Genomic DNA, 22,752 nt, shown 5'->3' with positions numbered 1-22,752 from the left:
TGGCCGGTTGCGATCCGTCGTCAACGCCGATATCAACATAAAGGGCTTGCAACATGGCCCATTGCCCGGCATGGACAGCCCATGTCCGAACCGCAACGCCTCGACCAGCTCCTCGTCACCCTTTCGCTCTTCGCCAGCCGCTCTCGCGCTCGCGATGCGATCCAGCGCGGCACGGTGACCGTGAACGGCAGGATCGTCACGAAGCCCGGCGCGCTGTTCACCGAAGACGCACAGATCAGCATTGATGATCCCGCGCAGGATTACGTCTCACGTGCGGCCTTGAAGCTGGTGGCGGCACTCGACCATTTCGGCCTCGATCCGCAAGGGCAGCATTGTCTCGATGTCGGCGCATCGACCGGAGGCTTTACCGAGGTGCTGCTGCAGCGTGGTGCTTCCCATGTCACGGCGATCGATGTCGGTCACGACCAGATGCATCCGCGCATAGTCGCCGATCCGCGCGTGACCAATATCGAGGGTTTGAACGCGCGCAATCTGACCGCCGAGGACATAGGCGAGCCCTTCTCCTTCGTCGTTTCCGATGTCTCGTTCATTTCGCTCAAGCTGGCGCTGGCGCCGGCCCTTGCGCTTGCCGAACCGGGCGCGCGGGCGGTACTGCTCGTAAAACCGCAATTCGAGGCGGGCCGCGATGCGATCGGTAAGGCCGGCCTCTTGAAGGACCCCACCTCCGCTCCGGCGGTGGCGGCCGAACTCGAGCGCTGGTTCACCGAAGACATGGGCTGGCAAAGCCTCGGCCTCATCGCCTCGCCCATCGCTGGCGGTGACGGCAATCAGGAATTTCTTCTCGCAGGGATCAAGCCATGAGCACCGAAACCGTTACCATCCAGAAGCTCGGCGCCCAGGGCGACGGCATCGCGCAGGGCGCCGATGGCCCGATCTACGTACCCTTCACGCTGCCGGGCGAAAGTGTCGCCATCGCGCGGGTGAAGAGCCAGGGCACGCTGATGTCGATCAGGGCGGCCTCGCCGGATCGCCAGGAGCCGCACTGTCGGCACTTCGGCCCGCATGGCGTCAACGGGACCTGTGGCGGATGTACCCTGCAGCATTATGCCGACGCCCCCTATCGCGCCTTCAAGCGCCAGCTCGTCGTCGATGCCCTGCGGTCGAAGGGTCTGACACCTGAAGTGGACGATATCGTCGCCGCGCATCCGGGCGAACGGCGCAGGGTCGTCTTCGCCGCGCGTAAGACTGAAAAGGATATGCTGATCGGCTTCAACCAGGCTGAAAGCCATCATATCGTCGCCATCGAGGAATGTCCCATCGCTTCGGCCGGCATCATGGCCCGTCTGCCGGCGATCAAGACGATCGCCGCCGCAATCGCCATTAACGCCGAAGCCTTCCGCATTTCCGTCTTGGAGACACAGACCGGCCTCGATCTCGCCGTCGACGGCATCAAATCGCTTTCGGACAAGCAGCGCCGCAGCACGATCGAAACGGTGCTGTCGCTTCGCGGCATCGCGCGCCTTTCGCTGAACGGCGAGATCCTGGTGGAACCGGTGAAGCCGATCATCGATTTCGGCGGCGTGCCGGTCGCACCGCCGCCGGGCGCCTTCACGCAGGCGACCAAGCAGGCCGAGGATGCCATGGCCGAGCTGGTCTCAACCCATGTCGGCAAGGCCAAGCGCATCGCCGATCTCTTCGCCGGCAGCGGCACCTTCTCGCTTCGCCTGGCGCGGATCGGGCGGGTGCATGCGGTGGAAGGTGAAGAAAAGCCGCTCGCCGCATTGGATCACGCCGCGCGCAACACGCAGGGGCTGAAGCCTGTCACCGTGGAACGCCGCGATCTCTTCCGCCGACCCTTGATGGCGCAGGAACTGAAGGTCTACGACGCCGTCGTCTTCGACCCGCCGCGCGCCGGCGCGGAATTCCAGTGCAAGGAGTTGGCCCGCTCGCAGGTCAAGAAGATCGTCGCCGTCTCCTGCAATCCGCTGACGCTTGCCCGCGACCTCGCCATTCTGGTCGAGGGAGGTTACCGCATTACGCGGGTGACGCCGATCGACCAGTTCCTGTGGACCTCGCATGTCGAAGTGGTTGCGGCGCTGGAGAAGTAGCTCTCTTCGCCAGAAGTCGGGTGGCCGACCCTCGTGGTTCGAGGCTACGCCCTTCGGGCTTCGCACCTCACCATGAGGGCGGAGTCGCTCACGATCGAGATGCGCCAGAGATTAGCCCTCATGCGGAGGCCCGAAGGGCCGTCTCGAAGCACGAGAGCGGGTGAGCTTCACCGCTTCATGAAGGCTTCGAAAGCCGCGCGGGCTTCGGCGCTTTTCAGCTGGGCGGCGAAATGCTCGGCTTCTTTCTGGATTCGGTCGAGAACAGAATCCGGTGACCCGCGCATCAGGTCGCGGGCGATCCGAAGCGCCTCTGGCGGCTTGGTGGCGAGTTTTGCGGCCAGCGACAGCGTTTCGGCCTCCACCGCGTCCGCCGACGTTACCTTCCAGATCAGTCCGGCTTCCCTGGCGTCAGCGGCGGAAAAGCCTTCACCAAGGGCGAGCAGGGCGAAGGCGCGCTGATGCCCCATGACGCGCGGAGCAAGCAGGCTCGAAGCCGCTTCGGGGACCAGCGCGAGATCGACGAAGGGTGTCTTGAACAGACTGCGGTCGGAGGCAACAGTCAGATCGCAATGCAGATGGATCGTGGTGCCGATGCCGATCGCGAGGCCATCGACGCCGGAGACGACCGGCTTCTTCGTGCTCGCCAGCGCGACGAGAAAATCAATCACTTCGCGCCCCATATTGCCGCTCATGGCGAAGGCGAGGAAATCGGCCAGATCGTTGCCGGCGGAAAAGCAGCCTTCCGTGCCGAGGAAGGCATGAACGCGGATATCCGCCGCGTCCTCCGCTGCTGTTAGCGCAGCGGTCATCGTCCGATACATTTCGCGGGTGATGGCATTCTTCTTTTCCGGTCGGTTGAACCGGATGACCTGGACCTGCGGCGCGGTCTCGGGGCGTTCGATGAGGATATGGTCGGTCATCATATATCCTTAGGCAAGCGCGATGCGAGCAGCTTCAAGGCTGCCGGCTCCGGCAACGACGCGATCGGCAAGGGCGGTGGTTTCAGCCAAAAGGTTCTCGGCGGCGAAGCGGCAAAGCGCGATGCGCTTGCCACCCTCGCCGTCGCCCGCATCGACGAGGCCGCCCTTGGCGAGATAGGATCCGGTCAGCACCAGTCCGAAGAGCCGCTGGTAAGGCGTGGCGCCCGCAAGGGCCTCAGCAATGGCGCCCTCGGCCTGCTTCGACAACAGCCAATCGCTCGCCTTTTCGAGATCGGCAATGGCCGCCCGCAGCCGCGGCGCAGTCTCCCCGAAACCGTCGAGATTGGACTTGGCGACCATATCGGCGATATCACGCAGTTCTGCGATGAAGCCGCGCACGTGATCACCATTGGCGATCGTCAGCTTGCGCGTTACCAGATCGATGGCCTGGATGCCGTTGGTGCCCTCGTAGATCGGCGCGATGCGCGCGTCGCGCAGCAGGCGCGCCGCACCGGTCTCTTCGATGAAGCCCATTCCGCCATGAACCTGGATGCCGAGCGAGGCGACATCGACGCCGGCATCGGTGGAGAAGGATTTGGCGATCGGCGTCAGCAGCGCGGCGCGCTCCTGCCAGAAACGGGCCTTCTGCGGATCGCGATGCGACATGTCGATCGCCTCGGCACAGGCGTAGCAGATGGCGCGCGCCCCTTGAGTCAGGGCTTTCATCGTCAGCAGCATGCGTGCGACATCGGGATGCTCGATGATCGGGCTCATGCCAGACGATGCCGTGCCGGGCGCGCGGCCCTGCGTACGCTCCCGGGCATAGGCAATAGCCTTTTGGGTCGCAGCCTCGGCAATCGCGACACCCTGGATGCCGACAGCGAGACGCGCGTTGTTCATCATCGTGAACATGCAGGCGAGGCCTTTATTTTCCTCGCCGACGAGCCAGGCGACGGCGCCCTTTTCCGACCCGTATTTTCCATCGCCATAGATCATCGTGCAGGTCGGCGAACCGTGGATGCCGAGCTTGTGTTCGAGCGAATGGGCGAAATAATCGTTGCGCGCGCCGAGCGAGCCATTGTCGTTGACAAGGAATTTCGGCACGAGGAACAGCGAAATGCCGCGCGTGCCGGCGGGCGCATCGGGAAGACGGGCGAGAACGAAATGAACGATATTCTCCGCCGCCTCGTGATCGCCCCAGGTGATGAAGATCTTCTGGCCGAAAAGGCGATAGGTGCCGTCGTCGCGGCGTTCGGCGCGGGTGCGCAGCGCCCCGACATCGGAGCCGGCATGCGGCTCGGTCAGGTTCATCGTGCCGGACCATTGTCCGGATACGAGCTTTTCCAGGTATTTTCTCTTGAGGTCGTCGCTGCCATGGGCAATCAGCGCCTCGACCGCGCCCATGGTCAGCGTCGGGGCGAGACCGAATGCCATGGAAGCGGAGTTCCACATTTCCAGCGTCGCGACATTCAGCATATGCGGCAGGCCCTGCCCGCCGAATTCCTCGGGCGCGGTCAAGCCGTTCCAGCCACCGGCGATCCAGTCGCGATAGAGCTTCTCCCAGCCATCCGGGAGCACCACCTTGCCATCGACCAGTTTCGCCCCCTGCTTGTCGCCAATCTCGGCAAGCGGCTCCATCTCCTCGCCGGCAAAACGACCGGCTTCCGACAGGATGGCATCGACGACATCGGCGCTCAAATCGCCAAGAATGCCCTCGTCCATCGCGCGCTCCATGCCCGCGATATGCTTTAGCGTGAACGCGATTTCTTCGACTGGCGCCTTGTACATGCTGCCTCCTCCGCATTGGTGCCGGCAATGACCCGCCTCACCCGGATCATCGCTCGTCTGTGGTCATAGCTAGTTTATTTTTACGTAAACGTCAATTTAAGTGAGGTGGCAAAGATGTTGATTCCACCGCCTCGCGAACCTTCAGCTCCCATACGTCTTGCGCGCGCCGCACGGCTGTGACATCGCCGCCCGCAGCCGCGATTATTCCACCAGCGCGCGGACTTGCATAAACAATCGTCATGAACGAAGACTAAGGCAACTGTTCAGAAACCGAATGATACAGCCATGAACACGATCACGTCAGTCAACACGATACCCGGCTTCATCTGGGCCTATCGTCTCCGCCCGGGCGAAGCCAAGCCGGAGCGGTTGCCCGACGATACCGATCGTTCAACGCTCTTTAGCGGCGACGGCTTCCTATGGCTGCATCTCAATCTTGTCGATGCGCGCGTTCCGGCTTTTCTGGAGGATGCGCCGGGCCTGAACGAAGCCGCACGCATCGCGCTGACAAGCCACGAGACACATGCAGCAGTCACCGTCGACGAACAGATGCTCTTCGGCACGCTGGTCGATTTTCAACGCGACTTTGCGAGGGATACCCATGATATCGGCTGGCTGCATTTTGCCGTGACCGATCGCATGCTCATCACCAGCCGGCTGCAGCCGCTTCGTAGCCTGGATCGGGCGCGAATGCTGATCGACAAGAATGCCACGAAGTTTTCCCGTCCCCTCGATATTTTCGAGCTGCTGGTCGTCGAATTCCAGCGCACCCTGATTTCGGTCGTCATCGAGATCGGCGAAGAGCTCAACCTCATCGAAGACTTCGTCCATGGAAATACGTCACGCGACGAACGCGCGCGGCTGCCGCCCGTGCGGCGGACGATCGTACGGCTCCATCGGCATCTGCGCACGGTGCTGTCGCTGATGCGCCATGCGGCCGCCTCCGACGATGAGGAAATGCCGCTCGGTTTCGAGGACGTCGCCGCGCGCTTGACGGGCCGGCTCGAGGCAGTCGAACACGATGTCTATGCATTGCAGGAGCGAGCCAGGCTGCTGCATGAAGAAATCGATTCGAAGCTTGGGTCCGAGATCAACCGACATCTCTACATCCTGTCGATCATGACCGCATTTCTGCTGCCGCCGACGCTGGTGACCGGCTTCTTCGGCATGAACACCTCAAACCTGCCGCTTTCCGGCGGCGTGGGTGGTACGGAATATGCCGTCGGCTTCATCGTCGCCTCCATGCTGCTGGCATGGTGGCTGCTCAAGCGGGTCAACATTCTCTAGGGCTGAGACATGGAAAAGCCGCCCGGAAGGGACCGGACGGCTGGTATCGGCAATCTGGAACCGCCGCTTAGAAATACGGCGAATAGCACTGGCGGCGCGGACCGTAGTTCGGCTGGAACGTATTATCGTAAGCACGGTAGGAGCGATAACGCGACTCGCACCAAGCAACGTGACGCGGATTGATCCCGGCGCTCGGAGCCGGAGCCGGCGCATAGTAACGCGGCTGGCTGGCGATCGCGCCGCCGATCAGCGCGCCTGCGCCGAAGGCTGCCAGCGGGAACCAATAGCCGTCGTGGTAGCGATAGCCATGGCGATAGCCGCCGCGATAGCCGCGGTAGCCGCCATACCAGCCGCGGCGATAGTAACCGTCATGGCGCCACTGCACCTGTTCGACATTACCGGGCGCGGCCTGGGTGGGCGCGGACTGTTTTACGATCGGTGCGGCGGGCATCTGCATGGCGAAAGACGGTGTGAAGCTCGTCAGAGCGACGGCGGCCGTTAAGGCGACAGTCGCGATTTTTGCACGGAAACCAAGCATTTTCATCTCCATTCCCTGGTTCGACTTGTACTCAAGCCTGTAGCGTTTCATGTCGGGAATGCTTCCCGAGCAAGGTTTCGCCGCCTGCTTCGTCGCATATCCGAATAGATGGCAAGAAACGCGGCAGCGCGTTATTTAGTTCCTCAAATCCCTACCGATTTAAGGAGTTACGAGGGGCTCCACGATGAATTTATAGTGATCGCTTTCTTAACCCAAGATTAACCAGCAATCCTTACTATTATTTCATGAAAGGATACCGAAAGAGTAACCTCCTCATTTACGGCTTGCTGACGATCCTGACCCTGATGGGGCCGGTCTCCAAGCCTTCGGCCGGTGAAAGCCAGCCCTGGGGCGATCCCAAAAACGCCCTGATCGTCGATGCTTACGAGCTGAACACCATCGACTGGAACGCGTTTCTACAGGACAAACGGATAGCCGGCTTCATCTCCAAGGCCTCAGACGGGTTGCCCGAAAGCTTCAGCTGCACCGGGGACCACGGCGGCGATACGGTGGCCCATTGTAGGACGATGTGGCGCAAATATGCTGTCAGCCGCGAGCTGTTCCAGACGCGGCGCATGCTGGCAAAGGCGAATGGCCTGTTGTGGGGCGCCTATCATCTGGGGCGACCCGGCAATCCGATCAATCAGGCCAATCATTTTCTCGATTATGCCGATCCGCAGCCCGATGAGTTGATGGTGCTCGATATCGACGGCATGGACACGACACAGTTCATGTCACTCGACGATGCGCAGATCTACGTCGCCCACATCAAGGTCAGAACCGGCCGCTACCCCATTCTCTACGTCAATCACAACACGGCGCGATACATAGCCGACCACCGCGGCACCTATCCGCTGCTGTCGCGGCTGCCCTTGTGGTATGCGCGCTACAAGCCGGATTTGAAAGGCACATTCCCGCTCGGCAACTGGGACAATTATGCCATCTGGCAGTTCGCTTCTTCGGACAATTGCTCGGAGAAGAGCTGTCCCTATCGCGTGCCGGGCACGCTCACCGACATCGATGTCAATGTCGTGCCGATGACGAAGGTTCAGCTCGCCAAGGTCTGGCCCCAGGGCGATCTCCTGCCGGCCAAGCCGCTGCCCGCGCCGGACCTGACGATCGCGCTTGCACGGATGTGCAACGGGCCGCGGCAGACGCTCGTTTCGCTCGTGGCCGATATCGACCCGGTCGTCACGGCGTCAACGCCGCAATCGACGCCGGTCGAGATCAACGAGCTGAACTATCAGGATTTCTAGAGCGTGATGCCGAAAAGTGTGGGCGGTTTTCGGACAACATCACGCTCTACTTCTTTGCTTCTAGAGCGGATTCAAATTTTAGGTCGAATAGACCTAAAATCGTCCGGCTCTAGGCCTCGACCTGGACGTCCGTCTTCGGACGCGAACAGCAGGCGAGGATATAGCCCTCGTCGATCTCGTCATCGAGGATGCCGCCATTGTGGCTCATCTCGACTTCGCCCGAAAGCTTCAACACCCGGCATGTGCCGCAGAGCCCCGATTCGCAGGCCGCACCGATGCGCACGCCGGCACCGCGCGCCGCCTGAAGCACGGTCTGTCCCGCCGCGCAGACGACATCCTTGCCAGCCATGGTGAAGCGAATCGTCGTCGCGGCCTCGCCCGATGCATCATCGGAAACCTCCGCAAGCGGTGTCGCCGCATTGGCCGGCTGGAAGCTTTCCTGATGGTAGCGCGACATGTCGAAGCCATGGGCTTCCAGCATGGAGCGCACGGCATCCATGAAGACTTCCGGGCCGCAGCAGAAGATCGTCCGATCCATAAAATCGGGCGCCAGCAGGCCGATCTTCGCCTTGTCGATGCGTCCCTTCAATCCCGACCAGAGATCGGTGCGGCCGCAGCCCTCGACGATGAAGCCGAGATTGAGGTTCGGCATGAAGCGCGCGAGATATTCGAGCTCGGACCGGAAGATGATATCGGCCGGGCCGCGCGAGCAGTTGACGAAGGTGATATCAGACAGCGGCGCGGTATCGGACATGTAGCGGGTCATCGACATCATCGGCGTGATGCCGGAGCCGGCGGAGATGAAGAGGTATTTCTCGCCGGGATGACGGATATGACTGAAATCGCCGAGCGGGCCGAACGCCTTGATGCGCATGCCGGGCTTCAGGTTCTCGAACATCCAGCGCGTGCCGATGCTGTCCTTCTGCGCCTTCACCGTCACGGCGACCGAGAAGGGCCGCGACGGCGTCGACGACAGCGTATAGGTGCGCATGACCGGCTCCGGAGCCGTGGGCAGCTCCAGCGTCACGAACTGGCCCGGCAGATAGCGGAACCAGTTATCCTTGTCGGAGCGGAACGTGAAGGTCATCACTTCGGGCGCTTCGGGCGTTGCCGAGAGGCATTCGAGCACATGCTGCCTGTCATTCCAGGGCTGCATCTGATCGAGGTGACGATGCGGAAGGGAGACGGTCATGTTCATGCTCAGGCAACCGCCGACAGCTTGGACTGGTCACCCTGCAGCCGGTTGATCATGAACGTCGTGTACCATTCGACGAATTGCATGACGCCGCCTTCGTGGATTTCCGAATAGGGGCCAGGCTCATAGGCCGGCGAGCGGATACCGAAGGCGTTTTCCTCGACGATGCGGCGATCCTGATCGTTGGTTTCGGTCCAGACGTGGGTCAATTCCTCGAGATTGTAGTCGACGCCCTCGACGGCATCCTTGTGGACGAGCCACTTCGTGGTGACGGCGGTTTCCTCGGCACTGATCGGCAGGACACGGAAGGAAATCGCATGGTCGCCGAGCATGTGGTTCCACGTGGTCGGGTAGTGGAACAGCAGCATCGTGCCGATGCCATTGATCGTCACATCCGGTGAAAGCGGCCGCCTGACGGCATTCTGGCCGGACATGGTGTAGCTCTCGGCTCCTTCGATCAGCGGCATGCGCGCGGCGCGAAACTGGCCATCCGGCGAAATCTTGAACTCGCTCGGCAGTCCGGCAGCTTCGCAGCGCTGCCAGTGCTCGGTGATGACAGGATCGCTCATCGCGCCCTGCACGCCGGTCACGGTCGGCGCTTCCGGGAAGGTGCGGCAAAGTTCGGGGTGGTTGGCCGCGCAATGATAGCATTCGCGGTTATTTTCCCAGACGAGCTTCCAGTTGCCCTTTTCGATGATGGTACTCTGGAAGGCGACCTTGGCTTCGCTGATGCGGTGTGGGGCCATGTAGGGCTCGATCGTGGCGCGAACCGGTGCGAAATCCGGAGCGTTCTGCGCCAGGCAGATGAAGATGTAGCCACCGACACTTTCGCAGTGAACCGGCTTCAGCGAATACTGGCTCTTGTCGAAATCCTCGGCCATCTGACGGGCAAAGAGCAGCGAGCCGTCGAGCTCGTAGGTCCACTGGTGATAAGGGCAGACGAGCTTCGCCGAGGAGCCGCGCTCGGTGGTGCAGACACGCGAGCCGCGATGGCGACAGCTGTTGTGGAAGGCGCGGATGACCTGATCGCGGCCACGGACGATGACGACGGGATAATCGCCGATCTGGACGGTGAAGTAGTTGCCCGCGCGCGGCACTTCGCAATCATGACCGATGAACAGCCAGTCGCGATAGTAGATCGTCTCCATATCGAGTTTGAAGTAATCCGGGTCGGTATAGAATGGTTGCTCCAGGCTGAAACCTGTCCGGTGGTTCTTCAATTGCCGCAGAACTTTGCTGCCGATATCCATTTGCCTATCCTTCGCAGTACCAGGAAACGGGCGAAGGACATGCATGGCTGGTTGAAGACAGCCGAAAGCAATGTCCCGGCCGCCCGCCGCGGTCAGTAAACCATATGTGCCCAAGGCTGGTTTCCGGGCTCTGGAGCGGCCCTGTTTCCAGAGCCCCATGGCACCTTCCCAGGTCGATCGACCCAGTGGCTTTATTCGCCATGCCTCACTCCACCACCGTTGCGGGGGCAGCGCCGGATTTTGACCGGCTTCCCAATTCTCCGTCTCCCTAGCAGACGGCACCTTGAGATTGATGTCATCATATCGCTCGGCCCGAGCGCCCGCTGTGCTGCAATGCGACATCGGCTTCGAAATTGACGACAGGCGAAACGGGACGCCGGGACGGTTCCAGAAAGAAGCGATATAGAAAAATAATTCAATCGCTTATACGGCCGCACCAAAATGCGGGCATGCGGTCAATCCGCCCCTAACTGATGACGCTTTATCCTGAATGCGACAGGGCTGTTATCGACGGGTCGCCTAGGTGGCGGCAAGCGCCAGCAGCGCGGTCATGGCGCGATCCGCGTCGGCGGCCGGAACGAAGATGTGATCGTGGTAATAGGCCGCGACGACATTGGCGCTAACGCCTTCATTTCCAAGGGCCGTGGCAAAGGCTGCGGTGAGTCCGACCGCCTCCAGGGACGAATGCACTTCGAGCGTGATCATGCGCATGGCGGGAGCGGCTGGAAATCCCGCCATGCGGGCCGTCTCCAGCGGAAGGATCAGCGTCACACCCTCCTTTTCCCGGAACAGCCCGATCGGATCCAGATGCAAATGATCCGCCAGTGTCGATGCCGGCACACTGCAATAGACGAATTCGCCCTCGGCGAGATTCGGTTTCATCTCGGACAGAAGCTGCTTGAGATCGATTATTCCAGGCATGTTCTCTGTCTCCTCAAGGTTCGGCGTCTCAAAACGGTTAAGCCCGGCTCAAGCTATTCCCTCTACAATGCCGTCCAGAGACATCTAAAGCGAGATCCGGCATGGCCAAACTCAGATATTTCGACGCTGGGAAGCCCGCCGAGCCCGAACCGGCGCCACCGGTATCGACGACGGGGTACAGCGAATTCCTGCGCACCGGCCGCATCAACCGCAACAGGCCGCATTGGCTGGCGGAAGAGCGGGAATACCTCACCCATGAACAGGTGGCTGAGCGTACGGCACAGAAGCTAAGGAATGCCGGCGAAAAGACCCATGACCGGCTCAACAACTTCCATAAGTCCATCCGCTTTCCGAAGCTTATCTTTCATCATACGCTGAAAGACACGCCGCATCTCGGCTATTGCCATGTCACGGCGGCGCGGACGCAGTTCGCACGATATGAGGAAGTGAACTGGGCTTTCTATATCGCCAACTTCTTTGCCCGCATCGGCCAGGAAGAGAACTTCTTCGAAGACATCAGCCTGAAATATTCGCGGATGTATTTCGCCGTCGCCATCCATCCGGACAGGCAAGCCGAAGACAAGAAGCTGACGATCAACCGCGACATCCGCGGCAATGGCGTGCTTTTTCATACCCACGATCCGCAGATCGCCATCCGCAATGTTCTTCTCCTCGGCGCCCGCAACGAGCAGCTTCGCGACATCATTCGCCAGCTTTGACGATTGATCCGAAAACTCGAAGAGCATAAGAAACGGCCTGAACTGCAAGCAGGCAGGCCATGGCACGACACATAGATATTCTCGAACATCCGCAAACGGCGATAGAAGTGGCGACGGCGACCCTTGCCGAGGGGCTGCCGATCGGACTGCCGACGGAGACGGTCTACGGCCTTGCCGCCGATGCCACCAATCCTGCCGCGATTACCCGGATCTACGAGACGAAGGGCCGTCCGCGCTTCAATCCGCTGATCTGCCACATGAGTGATCTCGCCATGGCCGAACGCTATGCGGTCTTCGATCCTATCTCCCGTAAATTGGCGGAAGCCTTCTGGCCCGGCCCGCTGACGCTGGTGCTGCCGCTGAGATCCGACAGCGGCATCCATCCGCTGGCGACCGCCGGCCTCGACACGGTCGGCATCCGCGTACCGCAGGGCTTTGCCGGCGAGCTGATCCGCGCCTTCGACCGGCCGCTTGCGGCGCCGAGCGCCAATACTTCGGGCAAGATCAGCGCCACAAGCGCCGATCATGTTAGTGACGACCTCGGGGAGCGGATCACGCTCATCCTCGACGCCGGAGCGTCAGCTGTCGGCGTGGAGTCGACCATCGTCAAGGTCGAGGATGGCGAGATGCGCCTCCTGCGGCCGGGTGGCCTCGCGGCAAGCGAGATCGAACGGGTGGCCGGCAAGGCGCTGAAGCGCAAGAAAAAGGCTTCGGCTGCCATTGAGGCACCCGGCATGCTAGCCTCGCATTATGCGCCGGGAGCGGCGGTGCGGCTCGACGCGACGGAGGTTTCCGCAAGCGAGGTGCTGATCCGCTTCGGGACGCCTGATATTCCTGGCACCGAAAAGGCTATTGCCGTGCTGGATCTGAGCGCCAACGGCGATCTCTCGGAAGCCGCCGCGAATCTTTTCGATTTCATGAAGCGCGCCGATGCTACGGGAGCCGCGACCATTGCTTTTTCGCATATTCCTGACGAGGGCCTCGGCGAGGCCATCAACGACCGGCTGCGCCGTGCGGCCGCGCCCAGAGAATAAATCCGCCCGACACCATCAGGCAAAGGACACGCCATGAGCAGCTCCGCCCCCTCTTCCGACCTTCTCGACCGCTTCACCGCCATCGTCGGCGAAAAACATGCCGTGCGGGACCCTGCGGAAATCGCGCCACATCTCGTAGAAAATCGCGGGCTCTATCACGGTGCCTCGCCGATGCTGCTGAAGCCCGGCTCGGTGGAAGAGGTTTCGGCCATCCTCAAGCTTGCCAGCGAAACCGGCGCGGCCATCGTTCCGCAGACCGGCAATACCGGCCTTGTCGGGGGCCAGACGCCGCGCGAGGGCGGCTCGGACATCATCCTGTCGCTGGAACGCATGAACCGCGTGCGCGATATCGATCCGGTCGGAAATACCATGATCGTCGACGGCGGCTGCGTTCTCGCCGATGTTCATAAGGCTGCGGCCGAGCACGGCCGCATGTTTCCGCTTTCGCTCGGTTCCGAAGGCTCCTGCCGCATCGCCGGCAATCTTTCCACCAATGCCGGGGGCACGGCCGTTCTCGCCTATGGCAATATGCGCCAGCTCTGCCTCGGCCTCGAAGTCGTGCTGCCCACGGGCGAGATCTGGAACGGCCTGCGCCGTTTGAAGAAGGACAATACCGGCTACGATCTGCGCGATCTCTTCATCGGCGCGGAAGGCACGCTCGGGGTCATCACCGGCGCAGTGCTAAAACTCTTTCCGCAGCCGCTCGGCCATCAGGTGGCCTTTGCCGGCCTGCAATCGGTCGATGACGCGCTGACTTTATTCAAGAATGCCTCCAGCCTCTGCGGCACGGCGCTGACCGGCTTCGAGCTGATGCCGCGCATCGGCGTCGAATTCACCACGCGACATATTCCGGGCGTGCGCGATCCGCTGGAGACGACCCATCCCTGGTATGTGCTGATCGACATCTCCACCTCGGATTCGGCCGAAACGGCCGAGCGGATGATGACGACGCTGCTGGAAAAGGGCTACGAAGACGGTCTGGTGCAGGATGCGACCATCGCCAGCTCCGAAGCGCAGCAGAAGGCCATCTGGCATATGCGCGAGAGCATGTCGGACGCCCAGAAGCCGGAGGGCGGCTCGATCAAGCACGATGTTTCCGTGCCGGTCGCGCAAATCCCCCAATTCATGGCGGAAGCCGAAAAGGCCGTTGTCGCCGCCATGCCTGGCGCGCGCGTCTGCGCCTTCGGCCACATGGGCGACGGCAATATCCACTACAACATCTCGCAACCCGTCGGCGCCGACAAGGCCGAGTTCATCGGCCGCTGGCGCGAGATCAACAAGATCGTGCACGGGCTTGTTCTGCAGCATGGCGGTTCGATCTCCGCCGAGCACGGCATCGGCCAGCTGAAGCGCGACGAACTGGCTTCGATCCGCTCCGATATCGAGATCGACCTGATGCGGCGGATCAAAACGGCCTTCGACCCGGCAGGCATCATGAATCCGGGCAAGGTTCTCAAGATCTGAGGTTTAGATCGTGACGACGACCCGCTCGGAAGCGAAGCAGCCGATCTGGCAGGAAATGACCGTACCATCGGCATCAATATCCTCGCCGGCATAGGCCAGCACTGGTGTCAGGCGCGATTGCTGCAGCAGGCGTGCTTCGGCTTCAGTCGGCATGCGCGCCGTGATGTCGGTGGAGCGCCGCCAATAATCCGTCACGCCATAATCTCTCAGGGCTGCCGTGAACGAGCCCATTGCGGCAAACTTCTCCGCCAGACCGGGGAAGCGCTTTGCCGAGCAGTTGCGCATGACGACGGAGACGGGAAGCGCGTCGGCATAGGCGACCAGGCACATGTCCAGCACGGCCTCGCCCGGCTGCAAATTCAGCCTTGCGGCGATATCGGCGGATGCCGGCCCCTCCTTCGCCGAGAAAACCTTGCGCGTGAGGTTCGCATCCGTCGCAGTCAGATCCTTGCTGAACCGCACCTTGTCGCCCAATTGGAAACGGACGGGCATGTCGGCGCGGACATAGGCGCCGCTGCCGCGCGCCACTCGCAGCAAGCCCTCCCCTTCCAGTTCTGCGATCGCACGCCGCATCGTCACCCTGGAGACGCCGAATTGTTCGGACAGGGTCCGCTCGCTCGGCAGGCGACTGCCTGGAGCATGACTGCCCTTGTCGATAGCGCGTCGGAGTTCCGCGGCAACGCTCACCCAGCCTCCAGCAACTTTTGCGCCTTCGCCCTGTCGATTTTTCTCGTCCATCACAATACTGTCGCCTTGAAATTGGTATATACCAATTTATAAAGATCCAGATCATTTATGGAAGGGTTCGGCATGGGCGACAAGCGCATATATGTGACTTCGGTCAGCAGCAGCGGCGTGCACGAGTTCAGCAAGCAGACCAAACATTACATTCAACTACTGACCGGGCTCGGCGTGGAGGGCGACGCGCATATGGGGGTGACGGTGAAGCATCGCTCACGCGTCGCGATCGATCCGACCCAACCCAACCTGCGCCAGGTGCACCTCATTCAGGAAGAGCTGTTCGACGAGCTTACTGAAAAGGGTTTTTCCGTTTCGCCGGGTGACATGGGCGAGAACATTGCGACCCGAGGGATCGACCTGCTCTCGCTGCCCCAGGGGACACGCCTGCATATCGGCGCGGAAGCGATCGTCGAGGTCACGGGCCTGCGCAACCCCTGCAAGCAGATCGACAATTTCCGGAAGGGCTTGCTGCACGCGGTGCTCGACAAGGATGCCGACGGCGGTCTGGTCCGCAAGGCGGGGATCATGAGTATTGTCGTACAGGGCGGCCGGGTGCAGCGCAATGATGCGATCCGCGTCGAGCTGCCGCCACTGCCGCATGTAAAGCTTGAGCGCGTTTGATATCGAGATCGATGTGATGCGTTCTGTGCAGGGAGAAGTCAGCTTTGAATATGCCGAGCGTCCGAGACCCCCTCTGTCACTTCGTGACATCTCCCCCACAAGGGGGGAGATCGTTGGGAGTTTGACGGCCGCGCTCGTTAAAAACAGAACTTCGATTTCAACAGACGCGATATCAGCTTGATGCGAAAGAGTGCTGTGGGCCGGTAATCTCCCCCCTTGTGGGGGAGATGTCCCGATAGGGACAGAGGGGGTGCGCACTCTCCGCGACGACCGCGGCCAGCGTCGCCCCCCAGCTGGATCAATCGAAATCCTCATTGCCCGAATTGCCGCCGCCATTGCGGTTGCCGGAGATGATCTCGCGTTTGCCGACATGGTTGGCGGGGCCGACCAGACCGTCCTTTTCCATGCGCTCGACCAGCGAGGCGGCGCGGTTGTAGCCGATGCCGAGGCGGCGCTGGATGTAGGAGGTCGAGCACTTCTTGTCGCGCATGACCACCTTGATCGCCTGCTCGTAGAGATCGTCGCCGTCTTCCGAGGCAATCGCACCCTTGTCGAAGACGGCCGTATCTTCTTCCTCGTCTTCTTCATCCTCGTCGGCGGTGACCGTGTCGAGATATTCCGGACGGCCCTGCAGTTTCAGGTGCGCCACGACCTTCTCGACTTCCTCATCCGAAACGAAGGGGCCGTGGACACGGGAGATACGGCCGCCGCCGGCCATGTGCAGCATGTCGCCCTGGCCGAGGAGCTGTTCGGCACCCTGCTCGCCGAGGATCGTGCGGCTGTCGATCTTCGACGTCACCTGGAAGGAAATGCGGGTCGGGAAGTTCGCCTTGATCGTGCCGGTGATGACGTCGACGGACGGACGCTGCGTCGCCATGATCAGATGGATACCTGCGGCACGCGCCATCTGTGCCAGACGCTGGATCGCACCTTCGATCTCCTTGCCGGCGACCATCATCAGATCGGCCATTTCGTCGACGATGACGACGATGTAAGGCATCGGCGTCAGGTCCATTTCCTGTTGCTCCTCGATCGGAGCGCCGGTGCCCTTGTCGAAGCCGGTCTGGACCATGACGTGGATCGTCTCGCCCTTTTCCTTGGCGGAGGCAACGCGGCTGTTGTAGCCGTCGATGTTGCGCACGCCGAGACGCGACATCTTCTTGTAGCGATCTTCCATTTCGCGCACCGCCCATTTCAGCGCCATGACGGCCTTCTTGGGATCGGTGACGACGGGGGTCAGGAGGTGCGGAATGCCGTCATAGACGGAGAGTTCGAGCATCTTCGGATCGACCATGATCAGACGGCACTGCTCCGGCGTCATGCGATAGAGCAGCGACAGGATCATCGTATTGATCGCGACGGACTTACCCGAGCCGGTGGTGCCGGCGACGAGCAGATGCGGCATCTTCGCAAGTTCGGCGATGACAGGCTCGCCGCCGATCGTCTTGCCGAGGCCAAGCGCCAGCTTGTAACCGCTCTTCTCGAAATCGGGCGAGTCGATCATCTCGCGGAAATAGACGGTCTCGCGATTGACGTTCGGCAGTTCGATGCCGATCACGTTGCGGCCGGGAACGACGGCAACGCGAGCCGACAGGGCCGACATCGAACGGGCGATATCGTCGGCGAGATTGATGACGCGCGAGGATTTGACGCCGGGCGCCGGCTCGAATTCATAGAGGGTTACGACCGGACCGGGGCGGACATGAATGATCTCGCCCTTGACGCCGAAGTCCTCCAGCACGCTTTCCAGCAAGCCGGCATTCTGCTCCAGCGTTTCCTGCGTCATGATCACGCCGGAACGGGCAACGGGTTCCTGCAGCAATTCACGCGGCGGCAGTTCGTATTCGCCGTCCATAGTACGGGCGATCGGGCGCCATTCGGGCGGCGTCAGGGAGACGGGCCGGCGCGGCGAGATCGGCGACGGTGGAGCATCGATCAAACGCTGAGCAGCGGCCTCGACCGCTGGAATGGTGGATGCAGCCTTGGCGACCGGTTCAACGGCAGCCGGAGCGGCGACTTTCGCCGGCATCGGTGCCACAACCATGACCGGAGCGGGGCGAGTTTCGACGGCAGGAGCGCTTTCAGCGCCATAAACGGCGGTGACAAAGGCAGGCGGTACGAATGTCTCGGCCGGCTCCGCCACAATCTGCTGCTCGGCTGGAGGAGCTTCAGCGACGACCGGCGTTTCTTCGATGGCGGGAGCCAAAACGGCGGCTTCCAATGCGGCGAGTTCATCCAGGGCGGGGTTGCTCAAATGCGCCGCCGCCTGGCTGGAAGCGGGTTCGGCGGGTGCCGCAACTTCGACCGCCGGAGCCGACATGACGATAGGCTGCGCCTCGACGGCGACAGTCGGGCGACGGCACTCGACGACGCGGAACTTGGCGATGATCGATTCGGCATCGACTTCCGGCTTGGACGGCGTCGCCGGCTGCTTCGGCTCACCCTTGAGGGCGGAGACGAACTCGCCGTCGAATGGCATCGCATCCCAGAAAGCGAAATCGGAAAGATGGGCAAGACGCGACTCGACCACAGGCGCGGCTAGGGACTCGGGAACACTTGACTGAACAGGGGAAGCATCCAGCGCGATCGCGGGAGCTTTCGAGAATGCGGTAGCGATAACGGTCATCTCCAATGCGTCCGGCTCGGTTGCCGGGGAATTCTGAATTACTGTCGGCATGTAGTTTTGCACCGCAAAGGGCATGTCCTCCAGCGGCGGCAGATGGAATTCGTCCGTCCGCGCGGACGGAACGATGGTTGCGGGCGGGGTTGCGGCCGCCTCGACAACCGGCGGCTCCATCACGCGCATGGTAGCGTGCGCGGAGACCTGTTGCCGAACCTCGGCCTTCGGCTCGACCGGCGGGCGACGGCTGATGATTTCGTTTTCGCGCGTGCGGGTGAAGCGCACGTTGGGACCCATCAGGAACGCGTTTTGCCAATCCGGTGATGCGAGGTCTTCCGCGGAGATTCCCTGCGGCAGAACCGGCATTTCCTGCTCGCTCGTAGCGGCGGCTGCCTTGAGCGCTTCCACGACCGGCGGCGGCGCGGCGGCGGTGCACCTCCTTACCTCTTCGGCAAGGCGCTTTTCCTCGGCGCGGCGCTGCTCTTCAGCCTTGCGCTTGGCTTCGCGGGCGTTGCGAATCTTCTCTTCCAGGAAGGCACGGCGAGCAGCGATCTGCTCGGCCCGGCGTGCCTCTTCGGCCGCCTGCTCCGGGTCGAGATCGCCCTCCGGCTGGACGCCTTGAGACGCATTGGAAAGTGTCGTTCGGGAAAGACGCATGAGACCTGCAACCCAGTCATTGATATTGCCGTTGGCTTCCCAAATCGAATAGGGCAAGGATGGTTAATAAGTTCCTTCCTGCCGTTGTGGAAAGCAGCCATCCTGCACCCGTCGAACGGCCCTGCGCATTCCAGAAAATCCTACGGAAACAAGCGCATGGCGGCCCCTTCCCCGCACGGAACGGGGACGGGAAGACGGGTTAAATTTTTTGCTGGAGCCTGCTATCGCGATGAGGACAGTTGCGCGATGGAAAACAGCGTGTCGGCGCTGATGCCGGAGCTGGAAGAGGAGCCCGTGAGAATCGAAAGTGCCGGCGATGTCGAGGAGGTCGTCTTGTTATCAAGGTCGTACATCGCGGAGAATCGCTGCAGCAGCTTGGTGACCTTGTCGGGATCCTGCAGGTCGGTAACGTCGATGAATTTGCTCAGCATCTTGGCCTGGGTATCGACATCCATGTTGGAGATCGAACTCGGCAAGTTGTAGGTCGTGGTAATGACTTCATAAAGCGCCGGATCGCCCATGATGTCGTAAACCGAATTGATATCCGACGCCTTGCGCTGGAAGTAGAGGGCCAGGCGCACGCCGGCATTGGTCTCGCCTTGCTGATCTTCCAGCGTTTGATGCAGGAAGAGATCATTGGTCGCCGCAAGAGCGCCCTGGTTTTGCGCCGCGCCGAGCTTGCTGTCTGTCAGGTTGCCGTCGGTGCCGAAATTGAAGGCCTCGACGATGCTCTTGAATTTGGCGCCGTCATTCGTGTTGATGAAGCTTTTCGGATCGGACGGATCGGAAGCAAACGCCTTCTTCAACGTCGCCGTATCGACGGTCTTGGGATCGATGCCGTTGGCGGTCAGGATGAAATTGGTCAGTTTGCTGTCGGCCAGCAGATCCGTGACACTGGTGATCTTGACGATATTGGTCGCAAAATAGGTGCCGGCGTCCTTGGCATCGCTGGTCGCCTTGGTCAGCTCGGCACCCGTCAGGCCGGCCCTAGTCCGGCTGGAATAATCGGAGATATAGCTGTTGATCTGCGTCTGCGACAGAGACTGGACGGGCGCCTTCAGATTACCCTTGCTGTCGAAGTTGAAGGCCTTGGCAAGCTCGGTAAAGCGTGGATCCTTCAGCGAGTTGACATAGCTCTTCGGATCGTAGGGATCGCTTTCGAGGATCTTCGTCAGCTGCGACTTCGTGACTTCGTCCTCGCCGATGCCATAAGCCCGCAGCGCCATCTCGTAGAGTTCCGGCGCACTGTCGTTGGAGGAATCACTGTCGGCCGTGTTGCTCGTGAAGAAATCCTTGATGGTCTTCACGTCGGTGATGCGGTTCTTGTAGTTGTTGACGGCATCCGTCGTCAGCGCCGACTGCGACGACTTGTAGGTGCTCATATAGGCCTTGGATGCCGCATCGATCTCATCCTGTGACTGCGCGGTCTGGCCGGAAGCGAGCGTGCCGTCCGATTGGAAATTGAACTGCGAAACGACATCGGTCAGGCCGAAGATGGCGGCGGTCGACGGATCGGCGAAAGCATTCTTGAAGACGACCGCCGGCGTTGTCGGATCGATGTTGTAGGCCTGCTTGATGTAATCGAAGAGGCGCGTATCCGAGGTCAGTTGGTCGACGGAGGTGATCGAACCGATGTGGTTCTTGTAGTAGAGGTCATTGTCGGCCGCACCGACGCTCGTGACGAAGGAGGGCACGGTGGAATTATAGGCGCTCATCACATCGGCCTGCTGGCCGAGGGTCTGAGGCCCTCCCGGATAGTTTGCGGCATAGGCCGCCGTTGTGGCACTGATCTGACCCGCGGTCTGCGCTTGCGAGCCTGAGGCGACCGTTCCATCGCTCTCAAAGTTGAACTGGGCCATGACATCCGTCAGCCCGTTCGAACTCGCCGTCCCTGCATCCTTGGCCGAAGCGTTGAACTGATCGGCTGTGATGTAGGCGGGGATATTGAATGCCGTCTTGACGTATTGGAACAGCTGCGGATTGGACGTCAGCTGATCGACCGAGGTGATCTTGCCGATATTGGCCTCGTAATAGGCCGTATCGCTGTCCGCAGTCGATGTCTTGACCGTGCCGTCGGCATTGAAATTGAATTCCGCGACCATCGCCTTGTCGGCGGCGCTGCCATTCTGATTGACATAGCTGTTGGGGTCGCTGGGATCGCTCGTCAGCATCTGCTTCAGAATCGAGTTCGAGGCATAGGTCGGATCGATGCCATAGGCCTGCAGGACATAATTGCGCAGGCGGGTATTGCCGAGGAGATCATCGACCGTCTTAACGGAGCTGATATTCTGGCTGTAATAGCTCGTCTCGGTCGCCGCGGCCGTTTCCTCATTCGTAAACGACTGCTGATAAAGGCCGATGAGATCGTCTTCCTGCGTGCTGGTCTGTGCCGTATTCGTGCTGCCCGTGCCGAAATTGAACGCGGCCGCCATTTCCTTGTAGCGCGGATCGGTCAGCTTATTGGCGAAACTGCTGGAGTCGCTGAGGTCGCTCGTCAGCACCTGTTTCATAAACGCCTTGGCATAGGTCATGTCCGAAAGCCCGTAGGCTTCCATCGCGTAACTGTATAGCTGGTAGTCATTCAGGAAGTCATCGACATCGGTTACTTTGCCGATATTGGCGTTGTAATAGTCGATCAAACGCTTGTTTTGCGACTGTGATGCCACCTGGTTGAGCGAGGTCGCCATATCTCTGGTTGCGATCGTATAACCAAGATAAGTGGAAATCATCATCAGAATCCCAATAGATCTCTAATATAGAGGACGAATCTAGCTGCCATTATTGCATGTAAACCTTACCTGAGACTTACACGGACTCTCCTTATGCGTGTACTATATTGGCGCACTGCCCTGCCGTGTGTTCATCTTATGGAAACCCTGATGGATTCGATTTTGCTAACCATTTGAGGACGCAAAGTTTTCTTAACCTCGATTTTTAAGCTGTCTGGAAGGGACGGCGCCTAATCTGCCCAACAACGAGAGGACAGAAGTTCTCCGAGAGAAGACCGGAACAACCGGCTCTCAGGTAAAGCAAGGGTAGAGAAATCGATGACAAATACCGTCCTGAAGCCCGATTGGGCTGGAACCACACTGCGGCTTGATCCGGCGCGCTTCCCGCAACAGGTCAGCTATGCCATGCAAGGTGCCGCGGGTGATGTCACCATTACGATCGACGAGCGTGGCGCGGTGCTGCGCAAGATCCTGCCGTCCAGTGGCCTGCCGCTGTCCGTCGCCCTGCCGAAACGTGCCTTCAAGGGTGTCGCCGCCCGCGCCATCGACCATGGCGACGGCGAAGTCACCGTAACGCTGGAACTGCATCATTCCGATCCGGACCTCTGCATCCCCCTTCTCGTCGCTCACGACTTGAGCGATATCGCCGCCGACTGGCGCTCCTGGTCGGAAGCCTTCCGCATTCCGATGCTGATGATCGAAGCTGACGGGGTTGCCCGCCCGCTCGAAGAACATCTCGGCGGCGTCCGCTCGCAGGACAGCCAGCCGCGCCGGCGCCACTCCTATTTCGCCGATCGCCGCCCGCGCTTCCTCGTGCGCCGCACGACGGGCAAGCTCGGCGTCAAGATGAAGATCGAAGGCCGCGAGATCATCGCAAGGCATTGAGCCGCACAGGCTCGAAATCAAGTCGTTCAGAAAGACCGGCCGTGGGACGAACAATCCC

General features: G+C 60.9%; 18 protein-coding genes and 1 riboswitch. Of the genes, 9 read left to right on the top strand and 9 right to left on the bottom strand.

Going from position 1 to position 22,752, the window contains the following annotated elements:
- Positions 1–81 precede the first annotated feature (81 nt).
- Together DQ393_RS07605 and DQ393_RS07600 are read left to right on the top strand one after the other, a co-directional pair.
- The gene (locus DQ393_RS07605) at positions 82–822 is read left to right on the top strand and encodes a TlyA family RNA methyltransferase (protein WP_112341161.1); all 741 of its coding nucleotides are present in this window, start codon (positions 82–84) and stop codon (positions 820–822) included.
- Positions 819–2,069, top strand: a complete 1,251-nt coding sequence (locus tag DQ393_RS07600) for a class I SAM-dependent RNA methyltransferase (protein WP_112341160.1) — start codon at positions 819–821, stop codon at positions 2,067–2,069. The genes DQ393_RS07605 and DQ393_RS07600 overlap by 4 nt, the downstream gene beginning before the upstream one ends.
- A gap of 167 nt (positions 2,070–2,236) precedes the next feature.
- Here the strand turns inward: DQ393_RS07600 and DQ393_RS07595 are convergent, their stop codons facing one another.
- Together DQ393_RS07595 and DQ393_RS07590 are read right to left on the bottom strand one after the other, a co-directional pair.
- Positions 2,237–2,989 carry a crotonase/enoyl-CoA hydratase family protein gene (locus DQ393_RS07595; protein WP_112341159.1) on the bottom strand — a complete coding sequence of 251 codons (753 nt, stop codon included), beginning with the start codon at positions 2,987–2,989 and terminating at the stop codon, positions 2,237–2,239.
- Between the two features lie 9 nt (positions 2,990–2,998).
- Complete coding sequence (locus DQ393_RS07590; protein ID WP_112341158.1) at positions 2,999–4,777, bottom strand: acyl-CoA dehydrogenase; 1,779 nt, start codon at positions 4,775–4,777, stop codon at positions 2,999–3,001.
- Between the two features lie 285 nt (positions 4,778–5,062).
- Between DQ393_RS07590 and DQ393_RS07585 the strand changes: the two genes are divergently transcribed.
- A complete protein-coding gene (locus tag DQ393_RS07585; RefSeq protein ID WP_112341157.1) occupies positions 5,063–6,064 on the top strand; it encodes a transporter in 1,002 nt (333 codons plus the stop codon).
- A 67-nt stretch (positions 6,065–6,131) separates the two neighbouring features.
- Here DQ393_RS07585 and DQ393_RS07580 read toward each other — a convergent pair whose 3' ends face one another.
- Positions 6,132–6,602, bottom strand: coding sequence for a BA14K family protein (locus DQ393_RS07580; RefSeq protein WP_112341246.1), 471 nt, complete (start codon positions 6,600–6,602; stop codon positions 6,132–6,134).
- A gap of 245 nt (positions 6,603–6,847) precedes the next feature.
- Here DQ393_RS07580 and DQ393_RS07575 point away from each other — a divergent pair, with 245 nt between their 5' ends.
- Complete coding sequence (locus DQ393_RS07575) at positions 6,848–7,858, top strand: glycoside hydrolase family 25 protein (RefSeq protein ID WP_112341156.1); 1,011 nt, start codon at positions 6,848–6,850, stop codon at positions 7,856–7,858.
- A 109-nt stretch (positions 7,859–7,967) separates the two neighbouring features.
- Here DQ393_RS07575 and DQ393_RS07570 read toward each other — a convergent pair whose 3' ends face one another.
- From DQ393_RS07570 to DQ393_RS07560, 3 genes are all read right to left on the bottom strand, one after another.
- Positions 7,968–9,056, bottom strand: coding sequence for a hybrid-cluster NAD(P)-dependent oxidoreductase (locus DQ393_RS07570; RefSeq protein WP_112341155.1), 1,089 nt, complete (start codon positions 9,054–9,056; stop codon positions 7,968–7,970).
- A 2-nt stretch (positions 9,057–9,058) separates the two neighbouring features.
- Positions 9,059–10,303, bottom strand: coding sequence for an aromatic ring-hydroxylating oxygenase subunit alpha (locus DQ393_RS07565; protein ID WP_112341154.1), 1,245 nt, complete (start codon positions 10,301–10,303; stop codon positions 9,059–9,061).
- A 97-nt stretch (positions 10,304–10,400) separates the two neighbouring features.
- Positions 10,401–10,604, bottom strand: a riboswitch (cobalamin riboswitch).
- 218 nt (positions 10,605–10,822) lie between these two features.
- Positions 10,823–11,224, bottom strand: coding sequence for an ACT domain-containing protein (locus tag DQ393_RS07560; protein WP_112341153.1), 402 nt, complete (start codon positions 11,222–11,224; stop codon positions 10,823–10,825).
- A gap of 101 nt (positions 11,225–11,325) precedes the next feature.
- Here DQ393_RS07560 and DQ393_RS07555 point away from each other — a divergent pair, with 101 nt between their 5' ends.
- Genes DQ393_RS07555 through DQ393_RS07545 form a run of 3 tightly spaced genes read left to right on the top strand, consistent with a single transcriptional unit; the run spans position 11,326 to position 14,441 of the window.
- Positions 11,326–11,943, top strand: coding sequence for a DUF6656 family protein (locus tag DQ393_RS07555; RefSeq protein ID WP_112341152.1), 618 nt, complete (start codon positions 11,326–11,328; stop codon positions 11,941–11,943).
- A gap of 59 nt (positions 11,944–12,002) precedes the next feature.
- Complete coding sequence (locus DQ393_RS07550) at positions 12,003–12,977, top strand: L-threonylcarbamoyladenylate synthase (protein WP_112341151.1); 975 nt, start codon at positions 12,003–12,005, stop codon at positions 12,975–12,977.
- Between the two features lie 33 nt (positions 12,978–13,010).
- Positions 13,011–14,441, top strand: coding sequence for an FAD-binding oxidoreductase (locus DQ393_RS07545; protein WP_112341150.1), 1,431 nt, complete (start codon positions 13,011–13,013; stop codon positions 14,439–14,441).
- Positions 14,442–14,444: 3 nt separating this feature from the next.
- Here DQ393_RS07545 and phnF read toward each other — a convergent pair whose 3' ends face one another.
- The gene (phnF, locus tag DQ393_RS07540; RefSeq protein WP_112341149.1) at positions 14,445–15,179 is read right to left on the bottom strand and encodes a phosphonate metabolism transcriptional regulator PhnF; all 735 of its coding nucleotides are present in this window, start codon (positions 15,177–15,179) and stop codon (positions 14,445–14,447) included.
- A 72-nt stretch (positions 15,180–15,251) separates the two neighbouring features.
- Here phnF and DQ393_RS07535 point away from each other — a divergent pair, with 72 nt between their 5' ends.
- Positions 15,252–15,803 (top strand): MOSC domain-containing protein, encoded by a 552-nt coding sequence (locus tag DQ393_RS07535; protein ID WP_112341148.1) that lies wholly within the window; start codon positions 15,252–15,254, stop codon positions 15,801–15,803.
- A gap of 298 nt (positions 15,804–16,101) precedes the next feature.
- Here the strand turns inward: DQ393_RS07535 and DQ393_RS07530 are convergent, their stop codons facing one another.
- Both DQ393_RS07530 and DQ393_RS07525 read right to left on the bottom strand, forming a co-directional pair.
- On the bottom strand, positions 16,102–19,080 hold the full coding sequence (locus DQ393_RS07530; protein WP_181592301.1) for a DNA translocase FtsK: 2,979 nt from the start codon (positions 19,078–19,080) through the stop codon (positions 16,102–16,104).
- 221 nt (positions 19,081–19,301) lie between these two features.
- On the bottom strand, positions 19,302–21,812 hold the full coding sequence (locus tag DQ393_RS07525) for a DUF1217 domain-containing protein (protein WP_432421992.1): 2,511 nt from the start codon (positions 21,810–21,812) through the stop codon (positions 19,302–19,304).
- Between the two features lie 315 nt (positions 21,813–22,127).
- Between DQ393_RS07525 and DQ393_RS07520 the strand changes: the two genes are divergently transcribed.
- Positions 22,128–22,694, top strand: coding sequence for a DUF6101 family protein (locus tag DQ393_RS07520; RefSeq protein ID WP_112341146.1), 567 nt, complete (start codon positions 22,128–22,130; stop codon positions 22,692–22,694).
- Positions 22,695–22,752: the final 58 nt, after the last annotated feature.

Source organism: Martinezella tropici, from assembly GCF_003287875.1.
Taxonomy (GTDB): domain Bacteria; phylum Pseudomonadota; class Alphaproteobacteria; order Rhizobiales; family Rhizobiaceae; genus Rhizobium; species Rhizobium tropici_C.
This window is presented reverse-complemented; position numbering and strand designations above follow the sequence as displayed.